General features: G+C 69.7%; 16 protein-coding genes. 5 read left to right on the plus strand and 11 right to left on the minus strand.

Annotated features, from left to right (window positions below; genetic code table 11):
- A partial coding sequence (locus ACJ8AT_RS15265) for a transposase (RefSeq protein WP_407738458.1) occupies positions 1-231 on the plus strand: 231 nt, incomplete at its 5' end.
- A gap of 474 nt (positions 232-705) precedes the next feature.
- Here the strand turns inward: ACJ8AT_RS15265 and ACJ8AT_RS15270 are convergent.
- The 5 genes from ACJ8AT_RS15270 to ACJ8AT_RS15290 all read right to left on the minus strand — a co-directional run bounded on the left by ACJ8AT_RS15270 (position 706) and on the right by ACJ8AT_RS15290 (position 7,287).
- On the minus strand, positions 706-1,182 hold the full coding sequence (locus tag ACJ8AT_RS15270; protein ID WP_407738459.1) for an SMI1/KNR4 family protein: 477 nt from the start codon (positions 1,180-1,182) through the stop codon (positions 706-708).
- 708 nt (positions 1,183-1,890) lie between these two features.
- Complete coding sequence (locus ACJ8AT_RS15275) at positions 1,891-3,363, minus strand: glycine betaine ABC transporter substrate-binding protein (protein WP_407738495.1); 1,473 nt, start codon at positions 3,361-3,363, stop codon at positions 1,891-1,893.
- A 44-nt stretch (positions 3,364-3,407) separates the two neighbouring features.
- Positions 3,408-4,154 carry an ATP-binding cassette domain-containing protein gene (locus tag ACJ8AT_RS15280; protein ID WP_407738460.1) on the minus strand — a complete coding sequence of 249 codons (747 nt, stop codon included), beginning with the start codon at positions 4,152-4,154 and terminating at the stop codon, positions 3,408-3,410.
- Positions 4,155-4,258: 104 nt separating this feature from the next.
- Entirely contained in the window at positions 4,259-4,852 is a 594-nt protein-coding gene (locus ACJ8AT_RS15285; RefSeq protein WP_407738461.1) for a hypothetical protein, read from the minus strand.
- A gap of 530 nt (positions 4,853-5,382) precedes the next feature.
- Positions 5,383-7,287, minus strand: a complete 1,905-nt coding sequence (locus ACJ8AT_RS15290) for an SPFH domain-containing protein (protein WP_407738462.1) — start codon at positions 7,285-7,287, stop codon at positions 5,383-5,385.
- A gap of 143 nt (positions 7,288-7,430) precedes the next feature.
- On the opposite strand from ACJ8AT_RS15290, the gene ACJ8AT_RS15295 reads away from it, so the two are divergent.
- A complete protein-coding gene (locus ACJ8AT_RS15295; protein WP_407738463.1) occupies positions 7,431-8,819 on the plus strand; it encodes a sigma-54 interaction domain-containing protein in 1,389 nt (462 codons plus the stop codon).
- A gap of 85 nt (positions 8,820-8,904) precedes the next feature.
- Positions 8,905-11,487 (plus strand): CHASE domain-containing protein, encoded by a 2,583-nt coding sequence (locus tag ACJ8AT_RS15300; protein ID WP_407738464.1) that lies wholly within the window; start codon positions 8,905-8,907, stop codon positions 11,485-11,487.
- Here ACJ8AT_RS15300 and ACJ8AT_RS15305 read toward each other — a convergent pair.
- From ACJ8AT_RS15305 to ACJ8AT_RS15325, 5 genes are read right to left on the minus strand one after another with little or no spacing between them, the layout of a single operon-like run.
- On the minus strand, positions 11,436-13,685 hold the full coding sequence (locus tag ACJ8AT_RS15305) for a hypothetical protein (RefSeq protein ID WP_407738465.1): 2,250 nt from the start codon (positions 13,683-13,685) through the stop codon (positions 11,436-11,438). The genes ACJ8AT_RS15300 and ACJ8AT_RS15305 overlap by 52 nt on opposite strands.
- Before the next feature lie 3 nt (positions 13,686-13,688).
- Positions 13,689-18,398: an alpha-2-macroglobulin family protein gene (locus tag ACJ8AT_RS15310; RefSeq protein ID WP_407738466.1), complete on the minus strand. Its 4,710-nt coding sequence runs from the start codon at positions 18,396-18,398 to the stop codon at positions 13,689-13,691.
- The gene (locus tag ACJ8AT_RS15315) at positions 18,395-20,026 is read right to left on the minus strand and encodes a hypothetical protein (RefSeq protein WP_407738467.1); all 1,632 of its coding nucleotides are present in this window, start codon (positions 20,024-20,026) and stop codon (positions 18,395-18,397) included. Before ACJ8AT_RS15315 ends, ACJ8AT_RS15310 begins: the two co-directional genes overlap by 4 nt.
- Entirely contained in the window at positions 20,023-20,640 is a 618-nt protein-coding gene (locus ACJ8AT_RS15320) for a DUF1175 family protein (protein WP_407738468.1), read from the minus strand. The genes ACJ8AT_RS15315 and ACJ8AT_RS15320 overlap by 4 nt, the downstream gene beginning before the upstream one ends.
- Positions 20,641-20,656: 16 nt before the next feature.
- On the minus strand, positions 20,657-21,568 hold the full coding sequence (locus tag ACJ8AT_RS15325; protein ID WP_407738469.1) for a DUF2135 domain-containing protein: 912 nt from the start codon (positions 21,566-21,568) through the stop codon (positions 20,657-20,659).
- Positions 21,569-21,815: 247 nt separating this feature from the next.
- Here ACJ8AT_RS15325 and ACJ8AT_RS15330 point away from each other — a divergent pair, with 247 nt between their 5' ends.
- Together ACJ8AT_RS15330 and ACJ8AT_RS15335 are read left to right on the plus strand one after the other, a co-directional pair.
- Entirely contained in the window at positions 21,816-22,832 is a 1,017-nt protein-coding gene (locus ACJ8AT_RS15330; RefSeq protein ID WP_407738470.1) for an acyl-CoA desaturase, read from the plus strand.
- Between the two features lie 246 nt (positions 22,833-23,078).
- On the plus strand, positions 23,079-23,891 hold the full coding sequence (locus ACJ8AT_RS15335; protein WP_407738471.1) for an SBBP repeat-containing protein: 813 nt from the start codon (positions 23,079-23,081) through the stop codon (positions 23,889-23,891).
- 42 nt (positions 23,892-23,933) lie between these two features.
- On the opposite strand, the gene ACJ8AT_RS15340 is transcribed toward ACJ8AT_RS15335, so the two are convergent.
- Entirely contained in the window at positions 23,934-26,666 is a 2,733-nt protein-coding gene (locus tag ACJ8AT_RS15340; protein ID WP_407738472.1) for an ATP-binding protein, read from the minus strand.
- Positions 26,667-26,722: the final 56 nt, after the last annotated feature.

The following is a 26,722-nucleotide window of genomic DNA, read 5'->3' on the forward strand; positions in this document are numbered from 1 at the left end:
CCGCGCGTCGAGCGCATCGCTCAGCAGTCCGGGGTCGAGGTGGAGATCGTGAAACGCTCGGACCCTACGCCCGGGTTTGTGCTCCAGGCCAAGCGCTGGATTGTGGAGCGCACGTTCGGGTGGTTGAGCCGAGAACGACGCTTGGCCAGAGACTACGAGCGAACGGAGGAGTCCTGCGAAGCGTTCGTCTACCTGGGCATGATCCGGCTAATGCTGGGCCGCCTTGCCTGAGTGCCTTGGCTCAACACCCTCTTATACAACAAAGCTTGTGGAGAAGGTGGGAAAGCTACTCCTTCAATCAACCTCACCAGCATCGACGATAGCCACTGATCCCCACTCCAGCGTAGCCAGTATGATTCAGAATTCGCAGCCAGGCGTACAGGCGATTGTCGTTCCGGAGTGGTGTCGCTCTTCCAGTTACACGCCCTGGCGTGTGCAGGGCATCCCGTCATATTTCTCCGAGGGGGTTACTAATCAAGACGCCTACGTCATTCACTCAGGTAGTGGCAATTACACTTTTGTCCTGGATCAGGCGATCATCAAGAACCCAATCCAGTGGACGCTCGAATTGGTTGTCACCGTGCTCCAACATGGCAAGCCCACTACGAAGGTGACGTGGATCCATCCATGAAGGAGGCCCATTCATTTTGGGACGCGCGATGAAGCACCCCGGCCAAGTCCTCGCACGACGATAGGCAACCGGGCTCAGGCCTCTTGCTGGGTCAGCCAGAACCAGTCCCCACCGCTGCGCAAGGCTCCCTCCATGAACTCGGAGAAGGAGCCTGCGATCTGCTTGCAGTACCCCGGATCCGGCCACGCCTCATGCCAGCCGTCGAAGATGGGATAGCGGCCATCCTGCTGACGGCTCACATCCACCAGGATGTAGTCCCCATCCTGGAGATCGCAGACCGTGTACATGGAGGCTGGCCCGCGCGAGTCATCGTCCTTGCCACGGATGGCGACCCGGGCTCGCCGGATCTCGGCCAATGGCAGGAACCAGTAGTCCGAGTCCGGGCGTCGCCTGAACAGCGCTGCGCCGTCACAGTGCAGATAGAAGGCGCGCAGGTCTGGATCCAACCTCCACCCTGCCCTCCGCTCGAACTCTTGAATCTGATCGAGGGAGGCCGGTGGATTGGGGAAATGGTGGCGCGAGATCTCTTCGAGCAGGGCGTTGATGGCCATGAACTCAGTCCGAATAGGGCAGGTTGGGCCCCACCGCGCTCCACCTGCTGCTTCCGGCGTAGCACTGGGGGTATTCGTCGGTGAAAACGTCGTGAACGTCAGGAGGGGCGGGCAGCACGTTGCGCCGGTCCGTTGGGTCGCCCCCGCGTTGGAGATCACGAATGTGGTGCCCAGGCCAATGGTCGTCTCCATTCTTGGGCCATTCTCCGAATTCTTCGCCCCACTCCTTGCGGAAAGAGTCGCGAGCCCCTTTCCACTTCTGGCGCCGCTGGGCCGTGTCCTTCGCCAACGGGTAGTCGCAGCAACAATGCGTAATCGCGTATCGGCCACCCGCAGAGGCCGAGAAGCCTTGGTACCGACCCTGCCAGTCCGTCTTGATGTCGGCCAGCCACATGCAGCCCATGAGTGGGTAGCCCTCGGAGGAGCACTTGGTCTGGCAATAGTCCATCCAGCGTTGGTTGCACTGCCACGGCCCGTAGTAGATGGTCGTCCGAGTCTGACCTCCGCCAGGACCTAGTATCAGCGGCCCCACCCACTTGGCGGATGCAGGGGGAGCCCCTGGAGCAGCATGCGTCCCGCCAGGTGTCTCGCAGCCAGAACTGGCGATCATCATCATGAGGATCTGGATCGCAACTCTCCGCCCTGGTGGTGGCCACATGGCTCGAAGCGTAAACGAACCCACGCTCACAAGTCAGGTCCGGAGGCTCTTCACTCCTGCTGCCCCTGGGACACGCGCAGTCCACGCGGCACCACGAGCCGCTCGATGAGCTCGAACACCGCGCTGACGGCGAGCGCCAGCAGCGCGGCGGGCACGGCGCCCTCCAGGATGAGCCCCGTGTCGTCCAGGCGGATGCCGGTGAGAATGGGCTGCCCGTAGCCACCGGCTCCAATCAATGCACCCAGCGTCGCCGTGCCCACGTTGATCACCGCGGCGGTCTGGATGCCGGCGAGGATGGAGGGCGCGGCCAGTGGCAGCTCGATGCGCCACAGCCGCGCGCCGGGCGGCAGGCCCAGGGCCTCGGCGGACTCGCGGATGTCTCCTGGGATGCCACCGAGCCCCGCGGCCGTATTCCGGACGATGGGCAGCAGCCCATAGAGGAACAGCGCGACAATCGCCGGCCGCGAGCCAATGCCCAACAGGGGGATCATCACCACCAGCAGCGCCAGCGAGGGCACCGTCTGGATGATGCCCGCCAGCCCCAGCACCACCCGCCCCACCCGGGCCCGCTTCGCCGCGAGCACTCCCAGCGGCACCGCCACCGCCACGGCCCCCAGCAGCGACACGAGCACCAGGAACAGGTGCTCGCGCGTCCGGCGCCACACCCGCGAGCCCAGCCCGTCCGTGCGCACCTCCGGTTCGAGGCCCAGCTTCCGCGCGAGGAACTCCGAGGCCACCTGCGCCTCGGGGATGCGCTCCAGACGGGCCCGCGCGTTGAGCTGCACCATCTCCCGCTCGGAGAGCAGCCCCTCCATGCGGAGCACGGCCTCGAGCACCCTCGGGTTCCGGTTCGCCCAGTCCTGCCGGTAGAGCAGCACGGCCTCGTAGGCGGGGAAGTGCCGCAGATCATCCTCCAGCACGCGCAGGCCGTAGGCGGCGATCTCCGCGTCGGTGGAGTACAGGTCCGTCACCTGGATGGCGCCGCTCTCCATCCCCCGGTAGGCGAGATCATGATCCAGCCCGCGCACCTCCCGCTGGGGGAGCTGGTAACGGTCTCGCAGGGCGGGCCAGCCGTCGGCGCGATCCATGAACTCATTGCTGAAGCCGAAGCGCAGCTCCGGGTGCGCGCGCAGATCCGAGATGCGCCGGATGCCCAACCGCTCGGCCTCCGCCTCCTTCATCCCCAGCGCGTAGGTGTTGTTGAAGCCGAGCGGCTGGCTCATCCCCAGCCCCTCGGCGGCCAGGGCCTTGCGCAGCTCGGCGTCACTGTGCAGGCCGCGCGAGGCGAGCAACTCCTGGCGCAGCGTGCCGGTGTACTCGGGATAGAGCTCCAGCTCGCCGCGCTTGAGGGCCTCCCAGAGCACGGTGGTGCCGCCCAGCTCGCGCCGATGCACCGCACGCGCCCCAGAGGCCCGCGCCAGCCGCACCACCATCTCTCCCAGGATGACGGACTCGGTGAACTTCTTGGAGCCCACGCGCACCTCGGGCGCGGTGTCCACCGGCTCCGGAGCACCACAGGCCACGAGCCCGGTGACCAGCCCCAGCACCACGCTCGCGAGCAGGGCCCTCACGCGCTCCCCTCCAGCGTCAGCCGCTGTGCCTGGATGAAGCGGGTGACGAACGGATCGGCGGGGCGCGCCTCCAGCTCGGCCAGCGTCCCCTGCTGCACCACCTGCCCTTCGCGCAGCAGCACCACGTGCTGGCCCAGAAACGCCGCCTCCGCCAGATCATGCGTGACGAGCACCACCGTCTTGCCCAGCCGCGCGAAGATGGCGCGCAGATCCCCCTGCAGCTCGGAGCGGACCATCGGATCCAACGCCCCCAGCGGCTCATCGAGCAGCAGCACGTCCGGCTCCAGCATCAGCGCGCGCATGAGCCCCACGCGCTGGCGCTGGCCGCCCGAGAGCTGCCCGGGAAACCGGGCCAGCGCATCCGCCGGGAAGCGCGTCAGCTCCACGAGCGAGTCCAGCCGGGCCCGGATGCGCGCCTCGGGCCACCGCAGGTAGCGGGCCATGAGGTCCACGTTCTGCCCAGCGGTGAGGTGTGGAAAGAGCCCGCCGCCCTGGATCGCGTAGCCCATCCGCTGGCGCACCGCGAGCACCGCTTCCTCCTGGGAAGGCAGCACCTGCCCATCGAAGAGCACCCGACCGGTGTCTGGCCGGAGCAGCCCGTTCATCAGCCGCAGCAGGGTGGACTTCCCGCACCCGCTCGGCCCGAGCAGCACGGTGGTGCGTCCGGGCGGCAGCCGCAGGTCCACGGGCCGCAGCGCCTGCAGGGTGCCGAATCGCTTGGATACCCCCTCCAGCTCGAACACCGAGGCACCCTCCCGCCCGGAACGCCCGGGAGGATCCATCATCGCCCGTCAGCACAGACCGTGGTGGGGTTTCTCCAGCGGCGGCTTACGGCCTACACCTTGCCCTATCCCTTCACGACGTAGACACACGAAGCGTGGCCCTTCTTGCGGCACGGCAGGCTGTCGTCATGGTGGATGGAGCCCACCGCGTTGAGCCGGCGCAGGCCGCCGAACAGCATCCCCCGATCGAACGCGCACGGGTACGGGTTGTCGCTCTGGACCTCCACCGAGCCATCGGGCCGCAGCTTCCAGCGGTAGTGCCCGATGCCCTCCTTGATCCGCCCCGTGGCCGCATCCCACATGGGCCGGCCGTTCTTGCGGTGGTTCAGGTGGTAGCCCGGGTCCATGGACTCCACCATCGTCTTGATGTCCTTGACGCTCGGCGGCCACTCCACCGTCTTCATCACCGACACGCCAATCTGGTGCAGCACCGAGTCCCCCATGTGCTGGCTGGCTCGGGCGAAGGCGCGCAGGAACGCGTCAAAGGGGTACCAGGACTCGGGCTCCACGATGACCAGGCCGTCCGGGCCCTTCTGGCCCAGGCCCTCCGCCAGGAGGATCTGGCTGGCGATGGACTTGAACTGTCCGAACGCCTGGACCAACCCCAGCACACTGCGGCCTGATACCTCGATGCCCTTGAACTCGTTGAACGGAATCATGTCGCGGCGGGTCCTCTCGGCGGCCCGGCTCACTCCCCCTGATGCCCGCTCCTCCCCACCACCCAGGCCGAGCGCAGCGATGATGGCACGCCTGCTCCCTCCCCCACACCACCCGTTGGGTTTTTCACGCTCGCCGCGCTCCCCCTCCCCGCCGCGTGTCTCACTCCCCTGCACATTCCCCGCTTTTCATTCAAACCCTGCTCATAAATCCACGCTGGCCGGAAATCCTTGCTCACCGGGCGACGGTGTCACTGGAAACTTCCGCCCGGTTGCCTTGAATCAAAAAACGTCGGAAGAACACGACCTTAGAGGGTGTTTAAAGTTGCCGCGTGCTAACGAAGTGCATTAGTATGAGGAATAAAGGAGCTCCAATGCCAGACATTGGGGTTGGAGCTCAGAGCCACCCGCACGCGGACACCCGGGGGCGAGTCATCGCTCTCGAGTGGGGTGGGAAGTGCGCAGCGGGCTTGCCTTCTGCATCCTCGGGGGATGATGCAGAGGGGGCCCGCTGCGGTTTTTTCTGCCCTACTTCATGACTGCGGCGGTACCACGGCAGGCACTACGGGCGTGAGCCCCTGGGTGCCCGCGGCGAGCATCCGCCCGATGAGCACCTCCGCCAGTCCGCCGCTCTGCGTGCTGCCGCCGCCGACCGAGATGTCCGGCACCAGCTTCACGTGGTGCTCGCCCAGGATGCTGGCGATCTGCACCGCGGTGTAGCCCGCGGCCCCGAGCGCATCCTGGCCCTGGCGGTGAGCCTCCGCCTTGGCCGCACCCACCTTGAGCACCAGCCCCGCCTCGGCCTCGGCCTTGGCGGCGCCCACCTGCAGCACCGTCTTGGCCTCCGCCTCGGCCTTGGCCAGGCCCACCATGCGCACGGACTCGGCCTCGGCCTCGGCGCGCGCCTTCACCGACAGCGCCTCGCCGCGGGCGGACTCCACCTGGGCCCGGGCGTTCTGCTCGCTGATGCGCACCTGCTGCTCGCTGCGCACCACCTCCGCCTGGATGTTGGCGATGGCCAGCTCGCGCTGCAGGTCCTGCCGCTTCACCTCCGCCATGCGCTGCACCTCGTACGTGCGCTGAAGCTCCTCGGCGATCTTCCGGTCCGTCTGCGTCTTCATCAGCTCCGCGGGCGGGGCGATGTCGCCAATGAGCGTGTCGATGCACTCCACGTCATACGCCTGGATGGCCTTGCGGATGGCATCGAAGGCCTGCTTCTGCCTGTCGCTGCGCGCCGAGAGGAACTCGAGCACCGTCACCTCCTGAGCCGAGTTGCGGAAGTAGTTGCCCACCGTGGGCTGCAGCACGTGGTCCACCAGGTTCTGCATGCTGCCGACCCGGGAAATCACCCGCGGGGCGTTCTTCACGCTGATGTGGATGATCTGCGACACGTCCAGGTTGAAGCCGAAGCCGTCCTTGCTGCGCACGTGGATGCTGGAGAGCTTGTCGTCATACTTGTGAGACTCCGTACGGTTGGCCCAGTTGAGGACGATGTTGGTGGTGGGCACCAGCTCCACCTTCATGACCCGCGTGTTGAGCGGGTGCTTGCCGGGCAGCAGCGGCTCCACCCACACGCCCTTGCGGCCCTTCTCCACCAAGTCACCGTGCGTGAAGCTGTCGCCGGACACATCCAGGTGCTCGCGCCCCACGTAGGAGACCACCACCCCCACGTAGCCGATGGGGATCTCCGTCAGCGGAATCAGCTCCACCTGGACGAACCAGGGGTTGAGGTTCCACGAGCCAGACATCAGCACCTCCTCCTGAAGGCCTCGGCTGCCGCCCGCGTCGATGAAGACCTGCGGGTTCTGGAAGCTGTCATGGGCCTCCACCACCGGGCCGGCCAAGTCGCCCGCCGCCACCGGCTTGCCGTCGAGCGCGGTGACGATGCCCACGCGGTCCGCGGGCACGTGGAAGACGCGCAGCAGGCTGGCGTCCATGCCGTGCTTCGAGGCGGTAGCGGTCGTCACCACGTCGAACAGCGCCGGGTTGATCCGGTAGTGGCCGGCGGTGAGGAAGCCGGCTTGCCGGCCGCGCTGGCCGCTGTTGTTGAGGAACGCCTCCGCGTCCTGGAAGTTGTCACACTCCACCACCTCTCCGAGGATGCGCTCCGCGGGCAGCGGCGCGCCGTCCTTGGCGACGACGAGAGCGATCTCCCCGGGCCGCACGATGACGAGCGGCACGCGGACGACCTTGTACTGCCAACGCCACAGACCGAAGTGCCAGCCCGGCGAGAGCATCCGCGCCTGGTAGCCGGCCTCGCCCTTGCGAGCGACGAGGCGGCCCGGAGGCAGCGGCCGGCCGAAGCGGCGAATCATCAGGCCGGACTCGCCCTCGCGGATGACCCAGGTGCCCAGAGCGAAGATGAGCCAGATGGCCAACCCCGGCAGCACGATGGCGCCAGCGAGGAGCAGCGGGTGGTTCTGGATGAAGTCGAACATTGTCAGCCCTTCCTTTCGAGGCTGAGCCCCCTCAGTGCATCCGCCCTGCCAGGACCAACCGGTTGGATTTGCTGGGGCAGGACTTCGCCCCACGTGTCCCAACCGAATTCGATTTCGGTGCAAACCGTGTTTGAATGCCGGACATGGCTACCGTGCTCTGGGAGGGGCCGCCCCCTCCGTCCTCGCTGACCGCGCTGCTCGCCACGGAGGGCCACCAGTTGGTGACACGCGGCGCCGCCGAGGTGGCCGTGGTGTGCACCTCCTCCGCGGCCCGGCTCCCCGCCTCGCCCATGCCCGGCCTGCCGTGGCTCTGGGCCTGTCAGGCGCGGCTCTCGCCGCAGCTCGCCACCGAGGCGGCGCTGGCAGGGGCGTATGACGCGCTGTGGTTGGGAGCCGCGGATGCGCCGCGGCGGCTCGTGGCCCGGGTGTCGGAGATGGCCGTGCCCGAGCCGGCTCCGGCGCCCTCCCCCACCTTCGTGGCCAGGAGCGCCGCGTCGCGCGCCGCGCTCCACCAGATTGCTCGAGCCGCCCGCACCTCCATGCCCGTGCTCATCACGGGCGAGACAGGCACGGGCAAGGACGTCACCTCGCGCCTGCTCCACACCTGGAGCGAGCGCCGTGACAACCGCTTCGTGCCCATCAACTGCGCGGCCATCCCCAACGAGCTCATGGAGGGCGAGCTCTTCGGCTACGCGAAGGGAGCCTTCTCGGGCGCGACGAAGGGCTTCGACGGGCAGCTCATGGCGGCGGCCGGCGGCACCGTGTTCCTCGATGAGATTGACGACACGCCCCTGTCCCTGCAGATGAAGCTGCTGCGCGTGCTGGAGGACCGGGTGGTGACGCGCCTGGGCGAGTCCGAACCCAAGCAGGTGGACTTCCGCATCGTCGCGGCCACGAACCGGGACTTGCGCGGGCTCATCGCCAAGGGCGTCTTCGGCGCGGACCTCTACGAGCGTCTGGCCATCGTCAGCATCCACCTGCCGCCCCTGCGCGAGCGGCAGGAGGATCTGCCTCCGCTCATCGAGCACTTCATCGCCCGCTTCCAGCGCGAGGAGCCCAGCGCTCCACAGGGCCCCATTCACGTGACGCCCGAGGCGCTCGCCGCGCTCCAGGCCTACCCCTGGCCGGGCAACATCCGCGAGCTGCGCAACGTCCTCTTCGAGGCGCTCGTCTACAAGCGCGTGGGCCGGGAGATCCTCCCGTCGGATCTTCCGCGGCGCGTGCTCCGCCGAGGCGCCGAGCAGAGCTCGCACGGCAGCCTGGACACGCCGGCCCTCTCCCGCGCCATGGACACAGGCGCCTTCAACCTGCGCGCGGAGGTGGAGGCGCTGGAGCGGCTGGCCCTCACCCTGGCCCTGGAGCGCTCGGGCGGCAATGCCTCACGGGCGGCGGAGCTGCTGGGCGAGGTGGGCCGGGGACGCTCGGCGGATCCGGGCGCCACCGTGCGCGCGATGATGAAGCGGCTCGGCGTGGCCGGCCCCAACGGCGCACCCCAGAGCGCTGGCAAGGCGAGCGGGCGCTCCCGGAGCTGATCTGTCACCCATCCGCACCTGGCGCGACAGAGTCGGCGGTGGCTCGAGGGTTCAGTGATATCTGGCCCTCAACCCCCTCCTCTCCGTGAACGCAGCCCCTCTCCACCTCTCCAGGCGCATCCCCCTCACGGCGCTGGCCATGCTGGCCATCTCGCTCCTGCTGGCGGGCGCCTGCACGGCCTTCTTCCTGGTGACCGCTCGCGGCCGGGACACCTCCCGGTTCGAGCGGCAGGTCCAGATGACCCAGGACCAGATCACCGCCCATCTGAAGTCGGACATCACCCTGCTGCGCGGGGCCGCGGGCTTCTTCGCCGCCAGTAAGACGGTCACCCTCCAGGAGTTCCGCATCTACGTCCAGCGGCTCGACATGGAGCGGTACGACCCGGGCGTGCAGGGCATTGGCTACAGCCAGCGCATTCCCTCCAGCCAGAAGCAGGCCTGGGTCGACCGGCTCCGGGCCAGCGGACTGCCGACCTTCCACCTCTGGCCCGAGGAGCCGCGCGAGGAATACCACTCGATCATCTACCTGGAACCTCCGGACGCCCGGAACGAGGCGGCGCTGGGCTACGACATGTTCACCGAGCCCACCCGCCGCGCGGCCATGGAGCGGGCCTGGCTGTCCGGGGAGCCCGCGCTCTCGGGCCGGGTCATCCTCAAGCAGGAGATCGACGCCGACCTGCAGATGGGCTTCCTGCTGTACGTCCCCGTGTACAGGGGAGGAGCCGTGCCCGCCAGCGAGGCGGAGCGCCGGGAGAAGCTGGAGGGGTTCGTCTACAGCGCCTTCCGGGCGAAGGATCTGTTCAACGGCATCTTTCCCTCCGACCCTCTGCCGCGCATCTTCTTCCGCATCTACGACGGCATGGAAGCCCGCCCCGAGCAGCTGCTCTACGAGTCACCCTCCGACGGGGAGCGGCCCCTCGAGTCCCCACGCTTCACGCACACCTCACACCTGGAGTTTGGGGGGCGGCCGTGGACGGTCGTCTACACCTCGAACGCTCCCTTCGAGCAGACCTTGCTGACGCCCTGGGTGCCCGCCGTGGGGGCGATGGGCCTGCTGCTCAGCCTGTTGGTGTTCACGATCGCGTGGACGCAGATCAGCGCGCGGCAACGCGCCGAGGCCAGCGAGGCGGAGCGAGCCCAGCTCCTGGCGCGCGAGCAGGCGGCCCACGCCGAGGCCGAGGCTCAGCGCACCTACCTGCACCAGCTCTTCATGCAGGTCCCGGCCCTCATCGGCATCATGAGGGGGCCCCAGTTCATCCTCGAGTTCGCCAACTCCATGTACCAACAGGTGATGGGCTCGCGGGAGATGGTGGGCAAGCCGCTGGGCGAGGTGATGCCGGACCTGTCGCCGGAGATCCTGGCGATGTTCGACACGCTCTACAGGACGGGGCAGCCGCAGTTCGCTCGGGAGCTGCTCATCCCCATCGTCTATGCCCATGGGCAGGTCGAGGAGCGGTACTGGAACTTCGTGTTGCAGCCGCGCCGCAGCCGGGAGGGCCAGGTGGATGGAGTGCTGGTCTTCGCCTTCGAGGTCACGGATCTGGTGCTGGCTCGCCACGAGGCGGAGGCGAACCGCGAAGAGGCGCGAGGGAGCGCGCGGAAGCTCCAGACCATCACCGATACCCTGCCGGCGCTCGTGGCCTACGTGGACAACCAGGAGCGCTACCGCTTCGCGAACCGGACGTATGAGGCCTGGTTCGGCCTGAAGCCCGAGGAGCTCGTGGGCAAGAGCATCCGGGAGTTCATCGGGGAGCCGGCCTACGAGCAGTTCAAGGACCCCATCCACCGGGCCCTCGCGGGCGAGCCCGTCCGCTACGAAGCCGAGCTGCCCATCCAGAAGGGTCCCCCCATCCACACCCAGTCCAGCTACCTCCCGGATCGGGATGCCCAGAGCCGGGTGCGGGGCTTCGTGGTGCTCGCGTTCGACATCACCGAGCGCAAGCGGGCGGAGGAGGCCGTCCGCAACGCCGTGCGGCTGCGCGACGAGTTCCTGTCCGTGGCCAGCCACGAGCTGAAGACGCCCCTGACGCCGCTGAGCCTGAAGCTCCAGATGCTCGCGCGTGAAGCGGAGGCCCAACCCGAGTCTCCCTTCGTGCTGAAGGTTCGCAAGGACGTGGAGGCGGGGCAACGGCAGATCAAACGGCTGGCGGATCTCATCGGCGACTTGCTGGATGTGTCGCGGATCAGCTCCGGGAGGATGAAGCTCCAGTGGGAAGAGGTGGACTTCGCCGCCGCGGTCCGCGAAGTCGTCGCGCGGCTGGAGCCCGAGGCCACCCGGGCGGAGTCTCGGCTCACCGTGGAGGCGCCGGAGGCGCTGTGGGGACGCTCGGACCGGATGCGGTTCGAGCAGGTGGCGGAGAACCTGCTGACGAACGCCATCAAGTACGGCGCCGGCCAGCCCATCCACGTCCGGCTGGAGGCGAGTCCCGGGCGGATGACGCTCACCGTGCGGGACCAGGGCATCGGCATCGCGCCCGAGCACCAGGCTCGCATCTTCGAGCGGTTCGAGCGCGCCGTGTCCGAGCGGAACTACGGAGGCCTGGGCCTGGGGCTCTACATCACCCGCACCATCGTGGAGGCCCTGGGCGGCACCATCCGCGTGAAGAGCGAGCCCGGTCAGGGCGCCTGCTTCACCGTGGAGCTGCCCCGCGAGCCGTCCGTGCCGTAGGCGCGCTCGAGGATCTCGTCGCTGGACAGGCCGCTGGCCTTCGCGGACTCCACGTCCAGGCCCTCGCCGTGGCCTCGGCCTCGGCCCTCGAAGACGATGTCCGCGCCATCGAAGGAGGCCATGCGCGGACACGCCGGCAGCTTCAGCCCCGAGCGCAACAGCTCGCAGGGCAGGGACTCGGTGGTGTCGAAGGTCGCCCCGGACTCCTGCTGGGTCCGGACGAAGAAGACGCGGCCCGTGTCGAAGCGCAGCACCGCGAGCCCCTGGCCCAGCAGCGACTCCACCCGCGTCCGGGGGCGCAGCTCCCGCCAGGGCTCCTGTCCTCCCTGGGAGAAGAGCAGCCACTCGTCCCAGCGCAGCGGCGGCGAGCGCAGCGCCTTCTCCTCCTCCGGCTGCACGCGCCCCGTACCGAGGAAGGCCTGGCAGTGCGTCGTGTCGCAGATGGGGCGGCCTCCGTGGCGGCTCCCGGCGTGCTGCTCGTTGTGCGCCGCCACGCGCGCCAGCGCCACGCGGGCCTCGCCCTTGAGCGACGCGTCCTCCGAGGCCACCACTCCCGCCGTGTACAACAGGCGCGTGGTGCGGAAGAGGAAGTCCGAGCCCCGCCGCGCGTTGCGCTCGCGCTCGGTGGTGGGCACGCCCAGGGGTGGCCGGTACGGCGGCGGGGAGGACCCCGTGAAGATGCCCGCGTAGTCCCGCCCTTCCGCGGGCAGCCCCGGCACACGCACGCGCCACGGGCTGCCCAGGCAGAGCGCGGGGCCGCGAGCCACCATGTCCCGCATCCGTGAGAAGCCCTGGGGCGCGGGGCGCGGCATCCCGTCGCTGATCGCGAAGCCCGCGCCTCGACAGGCTGCCTCCACGTCCGAGGGCGCCGCCAGCCCCAGCACCTGCACCCGCGCCGCCTCCAGGCCCGGACGCTGGCGCACGCGGGCCAGCACCTTGGGCACCTCGTCCGCGAAGCTGCGCGGCATCTTCCCGGGCCGCATCGCCACCGCGATGAGATCCGCGTCCACCGCGACGATCCACCCGTACTGCGGCCGGCTCGCCGCGTCCCGCACGGTGCCTGTCTTGGTGGCCACGCCCGCGTACGCTGGCGAGGCCGGGAGATCCGACAACGTTCCTTGCGCGGCGTTGTCCTTCATCAGCTCGATCAGCTCGGGATGGGCCTCCGCCAGCAGCCGGTAGGCCTGCGCCATGCCCCAGGGGGAGAGCGCCAGCGTGGAGCGCAGCCCGATGGCATCCGCCATGTCCGCTGGCTTTCCCGTGAGCCCCACCGCCGACAGCACCGCGCCCCACGGCCCGAAGTCCGGCGCCGCGCCTCCCTTCGCCGCCCAGTCCAGGAAGTAGCCGTTGCACGAGCGCAGCAGCGCCGTGCGTCCGTCCACCTGCGCCGGCAACCCCTGGCCACACGCCCACTCCTGCACGCCCGAGCGTGGCGTCAGCAGCGGCGGCGTGGGGCTCCCAGCGAGCACGAAGGGCTTGAGCGTGGAGCCATAGGGCACCGCGCGTTGGACATCTCCCTCGGAGAGCAACACCTCACCCGAGTGCCGGCTCAGCACCACCGTGGCCTCGGAGGCCGCCCGCACCGCCACATCCGCCAGCTCATCGATGCTGAGCGGCACCGCCCACCGCGAGCCATCCGCGCACTGGCGCAACCGGCGAGAGAGCGCCCTCGGAAAACCCCGGTCTTCTCCCAGGATGCGCGCCAGGGCCCGCCGCGCCTTGGGCGTGTCCACCGACGGCGCGCGGCCCAGCTCCGAGGCCGCGGCGCTGAGCGATTGGTAGGGCGCGTCGCGCCACTCGGGCAGCTCGCCGCTCACCTCCAGCGCGAAGGCCTCGTGGAAGAGCCGATCCTCGGAGGCCGCGGGACAGGCCCACCACAGGAGCTGGTGCGCCAGCTCGTGCCGCATGGCGACGAGCATGCGCTCATCCAGCACGCCCGGGGTGTTCTGCCGCAGCTCCACCACGCCGGGCTTGCTCTGGGCGTTGCGCTCCGGCGCCAGCCCCAAGCCGCGCTGGAGGCGGATGGGCGCCGGGGCCTGCGTGGGGACTCCACCGGCCTCGGCCGCGTACCGCGCCTCCAGGTCCTTCCAGGCCGCCTCGGCCTCGGTGCGCAGGGCGGCCTCGGGCGTGACATCGCCCTGCGTGAGGAACATCGGGGTAGCCGCGAGGAGCGCGGCCGTCACCGCGGCCCACCCCATGCGCTACCAGTCGCCCCGCGGCTTCTCCGAGGGCTTCACCGACAGCACGTCCGACTTCGTCCGGCCGCGCAAGGTGGCCACGTACATGTCCTCGATGGAGGCGGGAGGCACGTTGAACTTGCCCGCGAACTGGGCCCTCATCACATAGCCCACCGAGCGTGGGCTGTCGCTCCACCACGCCGGCTCCTCGAAGAAGAACGTCGCCCGCTCGGGGCTGAGCACGCGCCGCTTGAGGGCCTCGGGCGCCAGGTTCAGCGAGTACGGCGCCGCCCGGAACTCCTTGTCCTCGATGAGCGGCACGAAGCCCGCGGGCACCGCGTCCTCCACCACGTAGTACGCCGAGCGCGCCTTGTTGTCGCCGCGCGCATCGAGGGTGAGCTCGACAAACACCTGCTCGCCCTGGGCGACTGGCTCCCCGGCGGCCAGCTCCACCTTGCCCTCGGGGCGCAGCACCCAGTACTTGCGGTTGATGCTCATGCCTTCGGCGCGCGGCTGCACGTCCGGCAGCGGCGTGAGCGTCGTCGCGCGCAGCGTGGCCACACCATCGAACGAGCCCACGTTCACCGAGCGCGTGCCCGGCTCGAGCGTGGCCACCAGGCCCATGCCTCGCGGCGCGAAGCTCACCGGGCCCTTGGCGCCCTTCACCTCCGGCGGCGGCAGCTTCTTGAAGGTCTTGGCGTCCCGCTCGATGAGCCACAGCGAGTGCAGCAGCGCCGTGCTCCGATCGAAGGTGGAGATGTCCGGCTGGGTGAGCAGCTCCAGCAACTGGCGACGCGCCTTGTCCACGTCCAGCTTCCCGAAGGAGGCCGCGTGCGCCAGCAGCGCGGTGAGGCCCACGCGCCGCAGCGGGTACTGGAAGAAGGCCTCGGACACGGTGTCCGTCCTCAGGCCCGCCAGCTTGACGAAGCCGTCGTTGCTGGCCGTCACCAGCGTGTCCATGCGGGCCTGCAGCGCGGGCTCCTTCATCACTCCGGACTTCTCCGCGGCCAGCACCGAGAGCGCCAGCGGGTAGAGGTCTCCCGGCGTCGCGCGATCGATGAGGGCTCGCACCCGCGCCGCCTGATTCGCGCCGTACAGCCGGGAGAGCACGTAGGCGCGCGTGGCGTCGTACTCGAAGGGCAGGTTCTCCTGCGCCTCCAGCCAGCGCGCGGAGTCCGTCAGCCGCGGATCATTGGCGTCCACCAGGCCCGCGTCCGCCGCGTAGGCCAGGCCGTCCAGGGCGATGAGGGTCATCGCCACATCAGGCGTGCTGTATCCGCCGAACCAGGTGAAGCCGCCGCCCTTCACCGCCAGGGCGAGGATGCGCGAGGTGCCCTGCACCGAGCGGCTGCGCGCTTCGGCCAGCAGGGACTGGCTCTCGGGGTCCAGCTTGTCCAGCGCGTCCACCTTCTTGAGCGTCTGGTAGAGCGCCACGTTGGGCACGGTGGTGGAGACGAGCTGCTCCAGGCAGCCATACGGGTAGGTGAGCAGCTCGCGCACGTTGGTGAGCGCCGCGTCCACCAGCGAGGGCTGGAGCACCAGCTCCACATCCGCCAGCGTGGCCGAGCCCGGCGCCTGCAGCGCCAGATCTCCACCGCCCCAGGCGGACACCTTCACCGGCTCCTCGACGGCCGCGGGCCGCACCGGCACCGCGCGGCGGTCCTTCAGCAAGTCCTTGCCGCCCGTCACGTCCACCGCCAGCTCGGCGGCGCCCGGTGCGGTGGCCTTGATCTGCAAGGGGATGATCTGCTCGCCGCCCTGGCCCAGCTCCACCTTCTGCTGGGCCTGGTTGGCCTGGAGCATGCCCGCGGAGGCGAGCTTCACGTCCAGCACCTGGCTGCCCTTGGAGGCGGCGCCCGCGGACAGGCGCACCGAGGCGAGCGCCTCGTCCCCCGCGCGGAGGAACTGCGGCAGCGACGCGTACAGGTTGAGCCCGCCGCGCGTGGCGAACTCGGAGGTGCCCTCGCCGAAGCGGCCCGAGGTGTCCGCCGCCACCGCCGTCACCACCCACAGCGTCTGGTTGGAGGGCAGCTTGAAGCGCACCGTGGCGCGCCCGTCGCGATCCGTCACCACGTCCGGCTGCCAGAAGGCCGTGTCGCGCTCCTCGTCCTTGGGCTTGCGCGTGGGCGGCTTGATGGAGGCGAAGGCGTGGTCCGGCAGCCCCGCCATCTTCCGCGCCAGCGCCTCGCCGTAGCCGTAGCCCTGGAACTCGGCGGAGTAGAAGTTGGAGACGTTGTTGCGCGCCGGCGGGTAGAAGAAGTCCAGCACCTTCGGGCGGAACTCGCTCTGGATGGCGTACACGGCCTTGTCCACCACGCCCACCGAGAGCTGGGCCACCACGCCGTTGCCCTCGTGGTCCGTCACGCGCACGTCAATGGCCTGCTCGGTGAGCGGGGCGGCCTCGGCGCGGCGCGGCTCCAGCTTCACCGTGAGGGTGCGCTCGGCCGGGACGATGCGGTAGGTCACCGTGCGCTCCTCCCAGCGGCCGGATGCCGTCGGGTACGCCACGGACACGTACACCGCGCTGCCGAAGCGCTCCTCCACCTTGAAGGAGTGCACCAGCGTGCGGCCGTCCTGCTTCAGCAGCTGCGAGCCGTAGAGGCCCGCGCCGGTATAGGTGATCCACACCGGGCCGTCGTTCTTGCCACCCGGGCCCCAGCTGTCTGGGAACAGGCCCACCAGCTGCGCCGTGTCTCCCGGCGACAGCGTGCCCGAGAGCGAGGCCAGCGTGAGGTTGGCCACCCGAGCCACAGGCTCGTCGCTGCCGCCGATGACGAGCATGGACTGCTCGCCCGTCCATGCCTTGCCGTGCTTGTCCTTCACGGTGATGCGCGCCAGCACCGTGCCCACGTCCCCCGTGGGCACCTTCTCGCGAGCCACGCCGTCCGCGCCCGTGCTGAACGAGCGCTTCTCCAGGCTCTTCTCGCCGCCGTCCGCCTTGCGCAGCACGAACTCCACCTCGCCCTGCGTGGCGCCGTAGGGCTTGCCGGACAGCGTGGTGGCGCGCACGGACAGCGTCGCCTCGCCGCCCTTCCTCGTCATCGCGTCCGAGAAGCTCCCCACGCCCAGGACCTCCACCTCCGACAGGAAGAAGGAGGAGCTCGCGTTGGCGAAGGTCTTCTGATCATCCATCGCGCGCACCGTGAGCGTGTAGCGGTACGGCAGCCGCTCCTCGCCCGGCTTCAGCGGGGGCACGGCGATCTCGATAGTCGCCTCGCCGTTCGCGTCGAACTTCGTCGCGCTCTCCCAAGGGTCCCCATCCGCGCCGCGCTCGGCCACGGAGGAGTAGAGCCGCTCCGGCACGCTGAGCTTGCCCTCGGTGGTGGAGGCCGTGCCGTACGTCACCGCGCTGCCCTGCCCGCCCTTGCCCGCGTCATCCACCCACGCGGGCGCGTCCAGCAGCGAGCGGTAGAGGAACACCTCGTACTTCGCGCCCGGGGGAGCCCCGCCCGCGTAGCGCCGCGCCTTCACCGTGGCCTTGAGCGTCTCGCCCGGGACGATGTTCTCCTTCTCCGGGTTGAGCTCCAGATAGAAGGTGGGCTTCACATAGTCCTGCACGCGCGCCTCGGCCTGGTGCGACTGGTCATCCACCGAGGCGTTGATGCGCAGCACGCCGGTGCCCAGATCCTGCGGCACGCTCATCTCGCCATTGAAGCTGCCGAACTCGTCCACCGAGACGCGCGTGGACACCTCGCGCCCCTCGGCCGACTGGAGCTTCACCAGCACCTCCTTCTTGCGCGGGGTGAACAGGCGCGCCAGGTACGTGTCCGGCTGGCGCAGCACGCCACGGAACTTCACTTGATCGCCCGGCTTGTAGATGGGCCGGTCGCTGTAGATGAACACGTCCGGCGCCACCGCCAGCGAGGAGTAGAAGTCCGTGTCCACCAGCGCCGTGTCCTGGCCCACCGTGGCGGTGGCCAGCAGGCGCGGCTCCGTCGCCGCCAGCGTCACCTCGCCCTTGTCGTCCGTGGTGCCCGAGGCGCCCTTGCCATTGGCCAGGAAGAGCTGCACCTGAGCCCCGGCGCGCGGCTGCTGATCCCGCCCCGCCACGCGCACCAGCACCTGCCCGTCCGTCTGCTTGAGCTGCACGGTGAGATCCGTGACGACGAGCACCACCTGGCCTTCGATCTTGCCCTGCACCAGCTGCAGCACGTAGGTGCCCGCCGGCAGCTGCGCCAGCATCACCCGGCGCTCCTGGAAGCCGCTCTCACCGTTCCACGCCTCGAAGCCCGGGACGGTGAAGTCCACGCCGCCACCGCCCAGATCCAGGTTGAGCCACTGGCTGCGCGCCACGGTGAAGCCGGCCGGCACGCCCACGAGCCTGTCCGGCCCCTCGACCATCTTGTTCAGCGACGGGGTCGAGTTCTCCAGCTTGGTCTTCGTCAGCGACGGGGCGACCGCCTCGCGGAACTGGGGGCTGAACGAGTAGAGCAGATAGGTGCTGGGCGCCTTCACCGCGTTGAGGCCGCGGCTGAGCGCGCGCCCCGGGTTCTTCAGCACGGGCGGCGCCTCGTAGGCCCGGCGCATGTTGCTCTGCGCCAGGATGAACGCCTCCAGGTTGTCCGGCTTGAGCACCCGCAGCTCCACCGGGCCCTTGCTCTCGAAGGCCACGTCCACCGCCACGGGCTCCTCGGTGCCATAGGCCCGAGGCACGGTGATGTAGAGCGGCTTGGCCGCCGCCATGCCGGCCAGCGTCAGCGCGGCCAGCAGGGAGATGCGCGTGGAGTACCTCATGAACCGAACCCTCCAGGAACCAGCGAATTGCCCTGCACCGTGCCGCGCAGGCCCACGTACGGCAGCGTCTCCAAGTCCCGGCGCGCTGCCTCGATCTCCGGCGGCGCCGAGCTCGGCACCGGCTTGTTCTTCCCCAGCTGCTGCTCGGACCAGTACCCGTCCGCCAGGAGCTGGCTGAGCAGGTGGCCCGTGTTCAGCCCGAGCGTCACCGAGCCTGGAGCGCGCAGCCCCTGCACCACCGGGCCGGCCGCGTTGAGCAGGTTGGGGCTCTGGCCCTCGCAGGACTTCTGCAGCCGCTGGAGCACCTCCTGCCCCGAGGCCAGCACCTGGTGGTTGCACAGCGTGGCCTGCGCCAGCGTGTTGCCTCCGTTGAACATGGTCTTCAGCGCGGGGGCATCCTCCACGCGGCCCCACAGCAGGGCGAACTCGTGGCCCAGGTCCGCATCCCCGCGCGGCGTCCACACCAGGGCGATCTGCCGGGTGCGCACCGGTCCAGCGTCCTGGCCCTTCCAGAACGCGGCGAGCTTCGCCGCCTCGAGCGACTCGGGCAGCTTGAGCTGGAGCGCCAGCAGCACTGGAGTCTCCGCAGGCACCAGCTTCAGCAGATCCTCCGAGAGCGGCTGCGAGTCCAGGTACACCTTGTCCAGCAGCGGCCCGGCGATGCCGCGCGCCACCAGCCGGTTGCCCTCAGCGGCGAACTGCAGCCGGGTGCCATTGCCCAGCCCCAGCGCGTGCGTGAAGAACACCGTCTCGCGTCCGAGCACCTCGCTGTTGAAGCCCAGCTCCAAGTCCACGCCAGCCGGGGCCTCCAGCTTCATCAGCTCGGTGCACAGGCCGCGCAGCACCAGCGACGGCTGCCGCCCCACCACCATGCGGTCCTCGGTCCGCCCGGCGAACAGCGCCTGCTCGGCGACGAGCCAGCGGACGATCTGGAAACCGCCCTGGGGAGGCGTGACGGTGGCGCCCTCCGGGCACTTCTCCGCGGTGAAGCTGCCGCGGCTGGCCACCTTGTCCATGCTCTCGTAGGCGGCGACGGCGCTCGAGGTGGGGTTGGGGACGATGAAGGCGGGAGCGTTGGTGTCACCGCCCCCGGCGAACCACAGCGCGCGGAACGGAGCGTCGAGCAGCTGCCCGGCCACCACGTCGAACACCGCGCCCTTGAAGGAGGCCTTCAAGTCCTCGCCCTTGGAGCCGAGGAAGGCAGCCCAGGTGCTGGTGAAGCCCTGGCCGAGCGGCTTCTTCAGCTGCTCCCGCAACCAGGGGTTCTCCACGAGCGCGCCGCGCACCTTGGCGGGCGAGTACACATCCACCCAGACCGCGGGCGAGCCCTGCTCCTCCACGCCCAGCGGCTTGGGCTCCGGCGGCGGGGGTATGCCCTCCACGGACGCGGCACTGTTCCCGGGGCCCGAGGTGCCGGAGGCGCTCGGGCTCGTCCCTTGCGAGCTGCTCGCACCCGGGCCCGCGGTGCGCCGGCCGAGCACGAACGCGCCCACCACCGCGCCTGTCACCACCACGGTGACGAGGGCGATGAGGATGGCCTTGGAGGCGCCCCCTCCCGGTGGAGGCGGGGCCGGAGGCGGAGCCGCGGGCGGCGGAGGCGGGCCCGGTGGGGTTTCGGGTGAGCTCATTGCATCCACTCCTTGAAGCGGAAGAAGCCGAGGAAGGCGGTGTTCTGGGGCACGGGGCGCCACTCCAGCGGCGCCTCGGTGGCGAGCCGGTTCAGCACGCCGGTACGGACGGCGGCGCCCTTCTCGCCCGGGTGGTAGACGACTCGAGCCGGCGCGTGCGCCTTGTCCTCCGGGCGCACCACCAGCATCAGGTGGAAGACAAGCCCCGAGTCCTGCTCCTGGCGGAACGCCACCACGTCTCCGGTGCGGAGCGTCTCGGCGGTGGCCTCATCCCGGCCGAGCGGCACGAAGCTGTGCGTGAGCAGCGTCTCCGCGTCGGCGAACTCCGTGGGCCGCCCCTGCACATCCAGCCACAGGGGGTGCTCGAGCCGCTCGGGGAAGAAGCGCCTGTACGCGCTGCGGTAGGCAAAGCGCACCAGCCCCGCGCAGTCGCGCTGATCCGGGTGCCAGAGCGGATCGAACTTGTCGAGCTGCGCCAGCGCCACCTGGCCCAGCTCGCGCCGCAGCAGCACGTCCCGGGCCTCGCGAGGCGCGGACAGAGCGGGCGTCACGGGCGCGGCGGAGGCCGGAGCCGTGGAGACGACGAGCGCCAGGGTGAGGGTGAGGGCAAGCATCGGGAAACCCGGGGCGTCAGTCCCCGCCCTCACCGCCGCCCTCGTCGCTGGCCGAGCCCACCTTCTTCGCGGTCTCGTCGAGGTTCTTGGGCCACGAGGCACCCGCGGGCTTCGGATCCGCCGTGGGCACGTAGATCTCCCCCTGGTTGTCTCCGGTGATGTTGATCCACGCGAGCACGCGCGTGGTGCCCGGGGTGGCCAGGGGGATGCGCACCATGCGGCGCACTTCACCGGGCGTGCCCTCGAAGAGCGACACGTTGAGGGTGGCGATGGTGTGGGCCTTGTCGCCGCTGGGCCAGTAGTTGGTGGCGATCAGGTAGACGCCCCTGGGAGGCGCGCGGTGGATATAGAGGTAGGGGCCGTAGGCGGGTTGGTCGAAGTCGCCGTTCTGCTCGTTGAGGAAGAAGGTGCCGCCGCTGGGGCTGGCGGTATTCGCCCAGTACACGTGCGCCATCTTCGAGCCGTCCAGCTGCGGCCCATCCCCGGCCTGGGTGACGCTGGCATCGGTGGGCTCGTAGATGTGGAGGTCCGTGTAGACGCCATCGGTGTCGCTGGTGAGGATGGCCTTGAGCGGCACGGGCGGAACCTGCGCGAACGTCGTCACCTGGGCGTTCGCCGTGCCCGCCTTGTTGGTGGCCATCACCGTGACGACGTTCTTGCCGCTGGCGGCGGGGAACTTGCGGCTGAAGCGCCCACCGTTGGTGCGCATCAGGTAGCGGTCGCCGTTGATGGAGACGACCACCGGATCAATGGTGGAGTCGCTCACGGTGCCCTCCACCAGCATCATCCGGTCCACCGTCCAGCCGCCGGAGGGCGCGGTGAGGACGACCTTGGCCAGCTTCGTGCCCTTCCCAATGGGAACGCCCTGCTGGCGAGGGTTCTCGTGCGGCGTCTGGGAGAGAAGGAGGGCCAGGAGTACAGGCAGCATCAGGGGCTCGTCCTGTCAGAGTGGGAGACGGCGGGGTGCGTTAATGGAGCGACAGACTGCGGCAGCAGCGCCCCTGATTTCAAGCCGCCTGCCAACCCCAACCCCCTGTGCAAAGGCCAGGAACTTATGGCATGCCCTCCTCCCGACGTGGCTGGGAGGCCACGCCGAACCCCTCCCGGCGCGTCTCCGGGGACACGGGAACGGGGGCTTCGCATTGGGACAGGGGCTCGTCCATGATGGGCCCGCCTTGGCCGAGCCCCTCCTGTCGTCCGCCCTCTCCCCTCCCTCCGAAGCACCGGCCCTCTCCGGGCCGCGGCGGGCGTTGCTGCTCTTCATGGTGCAGGGGCTGCCGCTGCTCGGGCTCGGCTACGGGGTGTGGCTGTTCGTGCGCGAGGGCATCCGCGCGCTCGACGTGGGGCTGCTGGTGGGCATGTACCTGCTCACCATGACGGGCATCGAGCTGGGCTTCCACCGCTACTACGCGCACCGCACCTTCGAGACGACCCGGCTGATCCGCGCCCTGCTCCTCATCCTCGGCTCGATGGCGGGGCAGGGCTCGGCGCTGCTGTGGAGCGGCGTCCATCGCTGGCACCACGCGCATACGGATGTGCCGGGGGATCTGCACTCCCCCACGCTCGGCCGGCACGGCGTGTGGCAGCGGGTGCGGGGGTTCCTCTGGGCCCAGTTCCTCTGGTACCTGGACTCGCCGGCCGTCGTGAAGTTCAGCCGCTTCCTGGAGCGCCACCGCTCCGCTCCCGAGGCCGCGCTGTCCGCGCCCGAGGACAACCAGGAGTGCCGCCTCGCGCGCACGATGCCGGATCTGCTGCGCGACCAGGGGCTGCTCCGGCTCAACCAGCGCTACGGGCTCTGGGTGCTGCTGGGCCTCGTGCTGCCGGCCGTGGTGGGCGGGCTGGCCACCGGCTCGTGGGAGGGCGCCTGGCGAGGGCTCGTGTGGGGCGGCTTCGTCCGCTTCTCCCTCGTGCAGCAGGCCTCGTTCGCCATCAACTCGGTGACGCACACCCTGGGGACCCGGCCCGTGTCGACTCGGGACGACAGCCGCAACAACGCGGTGATGGCGGTGCTGACGCTGGGCGCCGGGTGGCACAACAACCACCATGCCTTCCCCGGCTCGGCCTTCACGGACTTCCGCTGGTGGCAGGTGGATGCCTCGGGCCTGATGATCCGTGTGCTGGCGCGGCTCGGGCTCGCCTGGGACGTGCGCAAGCCCTCCCCCGAGGCCCTCGCCATGCGCGCTCGCACGTGAGGCCTCCGACAGCTCCACCCAGAGTGAGTGGAGAAAACCTCTCGGGTTGCTCCGGTACCTGTTGGCGTGGCCCGGCGAGCGTGAAATGTTCGCGCGCCCCGGAGGTCCCCGCCGCGCGCGGGCGCCCTTCACGGAGTCTTCATGAGTGATCGGAGATGCCGAGCGGGCAGTGGGAAGCCACGGTGGCGCGCGATGTGATGATGGGCAAGCAGCTCGGTGAGTTCGTCGTCAAGCGCCGCATCGGCGATGGCGGCATGGGCATCGAGCTTTGGAGGGGTGGGGGACGAGGACGTGACGGGCCTCACCGCGGATACCGCCGGCAACCTCTACATCAGCGGGTCGACGAACTCTTCGGACTTCCCCCTCAACAAGGCGTTCGATCAAACCCTGGAGACGGGCCCGAGCGCCCGGGAAGGCTTCGTGGTCATGCTGCCCGCGGACGGCGGCGGCAAGATCGGCTGGGCTTCCTTCGTGGGGGGCAACGACACGGATGTCCTCAACGCGCTGAGCATCAGCTACGGCACTCGCCTCATCGTGGCCGGGCAGACCGCCTCGAGCACCGGTCTGATCACCTACGACCGGCCGCAGGAGGATGGCGTCCACGTGGATCTGGACCACCAGACCTCCACGAGCTTCCTCGCCGCGAACTGGGAGGACTTCACCGACCCGGAGTCGTCCATCGTGGAGTACGCGTGCGGCTTCGGGACAGCCCCGGGGCTCGATGACGTGAGCCCCTTCACTCCGACCAGCGTCTCCCTGCAGAGATCCTGCTCGACGCAGAAACAGCTGACCCCGGGCCAGACCTACTACTTCACCGTGCGCGCCACCAACAGCCAGGGGCTCATCACGCTGGCCTCCTCCAATGGAGTGCAGGCGGGGGAAGCTCCCTCCCCGGACGGCGGCGTGGACGGTGGCACCGATGAGCCCCCCACGGGAGGCGGAGACGACAAGGCCCTGCTGGGCTGGTCCTGCGCGGCGGCGGAAGCGGGGCCCCTCATGCTCGTGGGCCTCGTGGCGCTGCTCATGCTGGCGCGCCAGCGTGGCGGCTCGTCCCGCTGAGCCCCAGGGCCACCGCCTCCCCGCGGCGGCACACCCCCTGGCTCAAGCGCTGGCGTATTGCACGCCGTCCGCTTCCCCCAGGGGGATGCTGAAGCAGAACGTCGTGCCCTCGCCCGGGGTGCTCTCCAGCCAGATGCGGCCCCGGTGCGCCTCGATGATCTGCCAGCTCAGGTGCAGCCCCAGCCCCACCACCCCCGTGTAGCCCGTGGCCCCCGAGGGGAGTGGCTCGTACATCGGCTCGAAGACGTGGGGCTGGCGCTCGGGGGGAATGCCCGGACCATGGTCCCTCACCGAGACCACGGCCTCGCGCTCCTTGCACCGCAGCTGGACCTCGATGGGGCCCCCGGGCGGTGAGTACCGGATGGCGTTCTCCAGCAGGTGCGCCACCACGTCTCCCATGCGCTGGCGATCGCCCTCGACCATGGGAGCGCCTTCCACCTCGACGTGGATCGGATGCTCCGTGGTCCGGGAGATGCTCTTCACTTTCTCCTCCACCACCTCGCCCAGATCGAACCGGTCGCGCTCCATCTTCGGCAGCCCCGGCGCCATCCAGACGGCGGCGAACAGGTGCTCCACCAACTGCGCCAGCCGGCGTGTGTTCCGAGCAATCGCGGTGAGCCCCTTCTTCTGACGCACGGAGTTCGTCTCCATCCGGCTGAGGATCTCCGCCCAGGTCTGGATGGTGGTCACCGGCGTGCGCAGCTCGTGGGCCGCGGCCGACATGAACTCCTCGCGCAGCCGCAGCGCCTCGCGCACCTCGAGGAACAGCCGCGCCTTCTCGATGGACATCGCGAAGAGCTGGCCCAGCATCGTGTGGAACTCCAGCTCCCGAGCGGTATAGCGCCGCGGGGTGTAGGTGAAGCAGGTCATCACCGCCACCAGATGGCCCCGGGAGTGCAGCGGGATGGAGACGAGCCCCTGGAATCCCTCCTCCAGCGCGAGCGTCCGGGCGAGCGGGGGCACATCATCGGCCTGCAGGCTCTCGATGACCTGGAGCGTCCCCACGCGGGCCGTGTGGGCCGTGAGCAGCGGCGCGTCGAAGGAGATGATCTGAAGCTCCTCGCGGACCCTCGGCGTGAGGCCGTTCGAGGCGATCAACGACAGCTGCGGGTGATCAGGCTTGGCCAGCCACAGCCCCACGGCGTCGGCGCCCAGCGCCTGGAGGCTCTGCTCGATGGCCACGTGGGCGATCCGCTCGAGCTCCACCTCACGGACCAGGGCCTGGCCAATCCGAGACAGCGCCAGCTCGCGGTCCAGCAGCTGGGCGCGCTCCACCTCCACCTGCTTGCGCTCGGTGATGTCGTGGACGACGATCTCTCCCAGGACGATCTGCCCGGCGGAGTTGCGGACCGGGGCGCCGTTGATGCTGACCAGGCGCTCCTCGCCGTCCAGGGTGCGCAGCCGCAGCTCCACGTCGGTGAAGGTCTCTCCCGCCAGGGCGCGCTGGAGCGGGAGCTCCTCCATGGGCAGGGGGCGCCCATCGGCATGCCGGAGCGCGTAGCGCTGGAGGGCCTCGGACAGGGGTTGGCCCAGCTCGGAGCGGCTCTGGAAGCCGAGCAGCCGGCACCCCGCCGGGTTCGCATCGAAGAGCCGCCCATCCGGGCTGGCGAGGAAGATGGCATCCGGCACGCTGGCGATGATGGCGTCGAGCTGGCTGGCGTGGCGCTCGGCCTGCCCGCGGAGCGTGTCGACCTCTGACTGGCGCTGCGCCACCTGCGCCGCCATCTCGTTGAAGGCGGCCCCGAGCTCTTCCAGCTCATCTCCCGTCCGGATGGCCACGCGCTGCCCCATCTCTCCGCGGCCCAGCGCCCGAACGAGCATCTGGAGGCACTGCACACGGCGCGCATAGAAGCGAGCGAGCAGGGCGGACATGAGGGCGCTCAGCATCAGGATGACGATGAAGATCCCCAGCTTCGCGCGGAGCCACGCATCGAACGGAGCCAGCGCCACGCTCCGAGGTGCCATCACGCCCACGGCCCAGCGATGCCGGGGCGTGGGGACGAAGGCTCCCAGGGAAGGCTTCTTGCTCAGGGGGCTGGTGAACTCGTCGAGCTGCACCGGCGTCCCGGCCAGCGCGAGATAGACGGGCGCGAAGGAGAAGAAGGCACCGCTCTGGGCGTAGGCCAGGTGGGGATAGCCGGTGTGGAAGGCCAGCCGGCCCGTCGGATCCACGAGGAAGATCTCCTGGCCGGACTGGAGGCGAGCGCCCGCATAGCGGCGTTGCAGCAACTCCGTCTGCATCACCACGTTGACGACGCCCAGCGGCTGGCCGTCGGGCCCGGGGATGGGAACGGAGATGAGGATGGCCGTGCTCAGGGGGCGCCTCAGCTCGAGGACCCCGGAGATGACCGGGGCATGGGTGGCCATCACCTGCTGGAAGTAGGGGCGGTCGCCGATGTGCAGCCGGGGCTCGGCGGGCGCGTCCGGCTCGCCCCAGCCGCGATTGACGCCCTGGGCGTCGTAGACCCCGATGGCGTCGTAGAGGGGGCTGTCCCGGGTGAGGTCCTGCAGGTGCGCGTCCAGTTGGTTGGGATCCATGGTCCGCACCAGCGGATCATTGGCCACGGCCCGGGCGAACTCGATGGCGGAGTCGAAGGACTCGCTGATCTGCACGGCGACGGCCTGGGCCGTCATGCCCTGGGCCTCCAGGATGGTCTCCTGGGTCCGCCGCAAGCCCGAGAAGAAGTCCGCGCTCATCAACCCCAGCACGGGCAGGAGGACCGCGCCGAAGGCGAGCAGCAGTTTTGCGTGGAAGTGCAGTCGAGGCATGGCCATCCGGGACAAGCGATACCGTCACAACAGTCATGCAGGCGCCCAGCCTTCAGCGGACG

It is taken from the genome of Hyalangium sp. (genome assembly GCF_045802625.1).
In the GTDB taxonomy this organism is placed as follows: domain Bacteria; phylum Myxococcota; class Myxococcia; order Myxococcales; family Myxococcaceae; genus Hyalangium.

What these genes read in the sequence shown, in the direction of transcription:
- ACJ8AT_RS15325 (WP_407738469.1), bottom strand. Translation starts at nt 21,568, where the DNA reads ATGCTGCCTGTACTCCTGGCCCTCCTTCTCTCCCAGACGCCGCACGAG.
- ACJ8AT_RS15305 (WP_407738465.1), bottom strand. Translation starts at nt 13,685, where the DNA reads ATGGGGTGGGCCGCGGTGACGGCCGCGCTCCTCGCGGCTACCCCGATG.
- ACJ8AT_RS15285 (WP_407738461.1), bottom strand. Translation starts at nt 4,852, where the DNA reads ATGATTCCGTTCAACGAGTTCAAGGGCATCGAGGTATCAGGCCGCAGT.
- ACJ8AT_RS15270 (WP_407738459.1), bottom strand. Translation starts at nt 1,182, where the DNA reads ATGGCCATCAACGCCCTGCTCGAAGAGATCTCGCGCCACCATTTCCCC.
- ACJ8AT_RS15340 (WP_407738472.1), bottom strand. Translation starts at nt 26,666, where the DNA reads ATGGCCATGCCTCGACTGCACTTCCACGCAAAACTGCTGCTCGCCTTC.
- ACJ8AT_RS15310 (WP_407738466.1), bottom strand. Translation starts at nt 18,398, where the DNA reads ATGAGGTACTCCACGCGCATCTCCCTGCTGGCCGCGCTGACGCTGGCC.
- ACJ8AT_RS15290 (WP_407738462.1), bottom strand. Translation starts at nt 7,287, where the DNA reads ATGTTCGACTTCATCCAGAACCACCCGCTGCTCCTCGCTGGCGCCATC.
- ACJ8AT_RS15335 (WP_407738471.1), top strand. Translation starts at nt 23,079, where the DNA reads ATGGCGGCATGGGCATCGAGCTTTGGAGGGGTGGGGGACGAGGACGTG.
- ACJ8AT_RS15295 (WP_407738463.1), top strand. Translation starts at nt 7,431, where the DNA reads ATGGCTACCGTGCTCTGGGAGGGGCCGCCCCCTCCGTCCTCGCTGACC.
- ACJ8AT_RS15320 (WP_407738468.1), bottom strand. Translation starts at nt 20,640, where the DNA reads ATGCTTGCCCTCACCCTCACCCTGGCGCTCGTCGTCTCCACGGCTCCG.
- ACJ8AT_RS15315 (WP_407738467.1), bottom strand. Translation starts at nt 20,026, where the DNA reads ATGAGCTCACCCGAAACCCCACCGGGCCCGCCTCCGCCGCCCGCGGCT.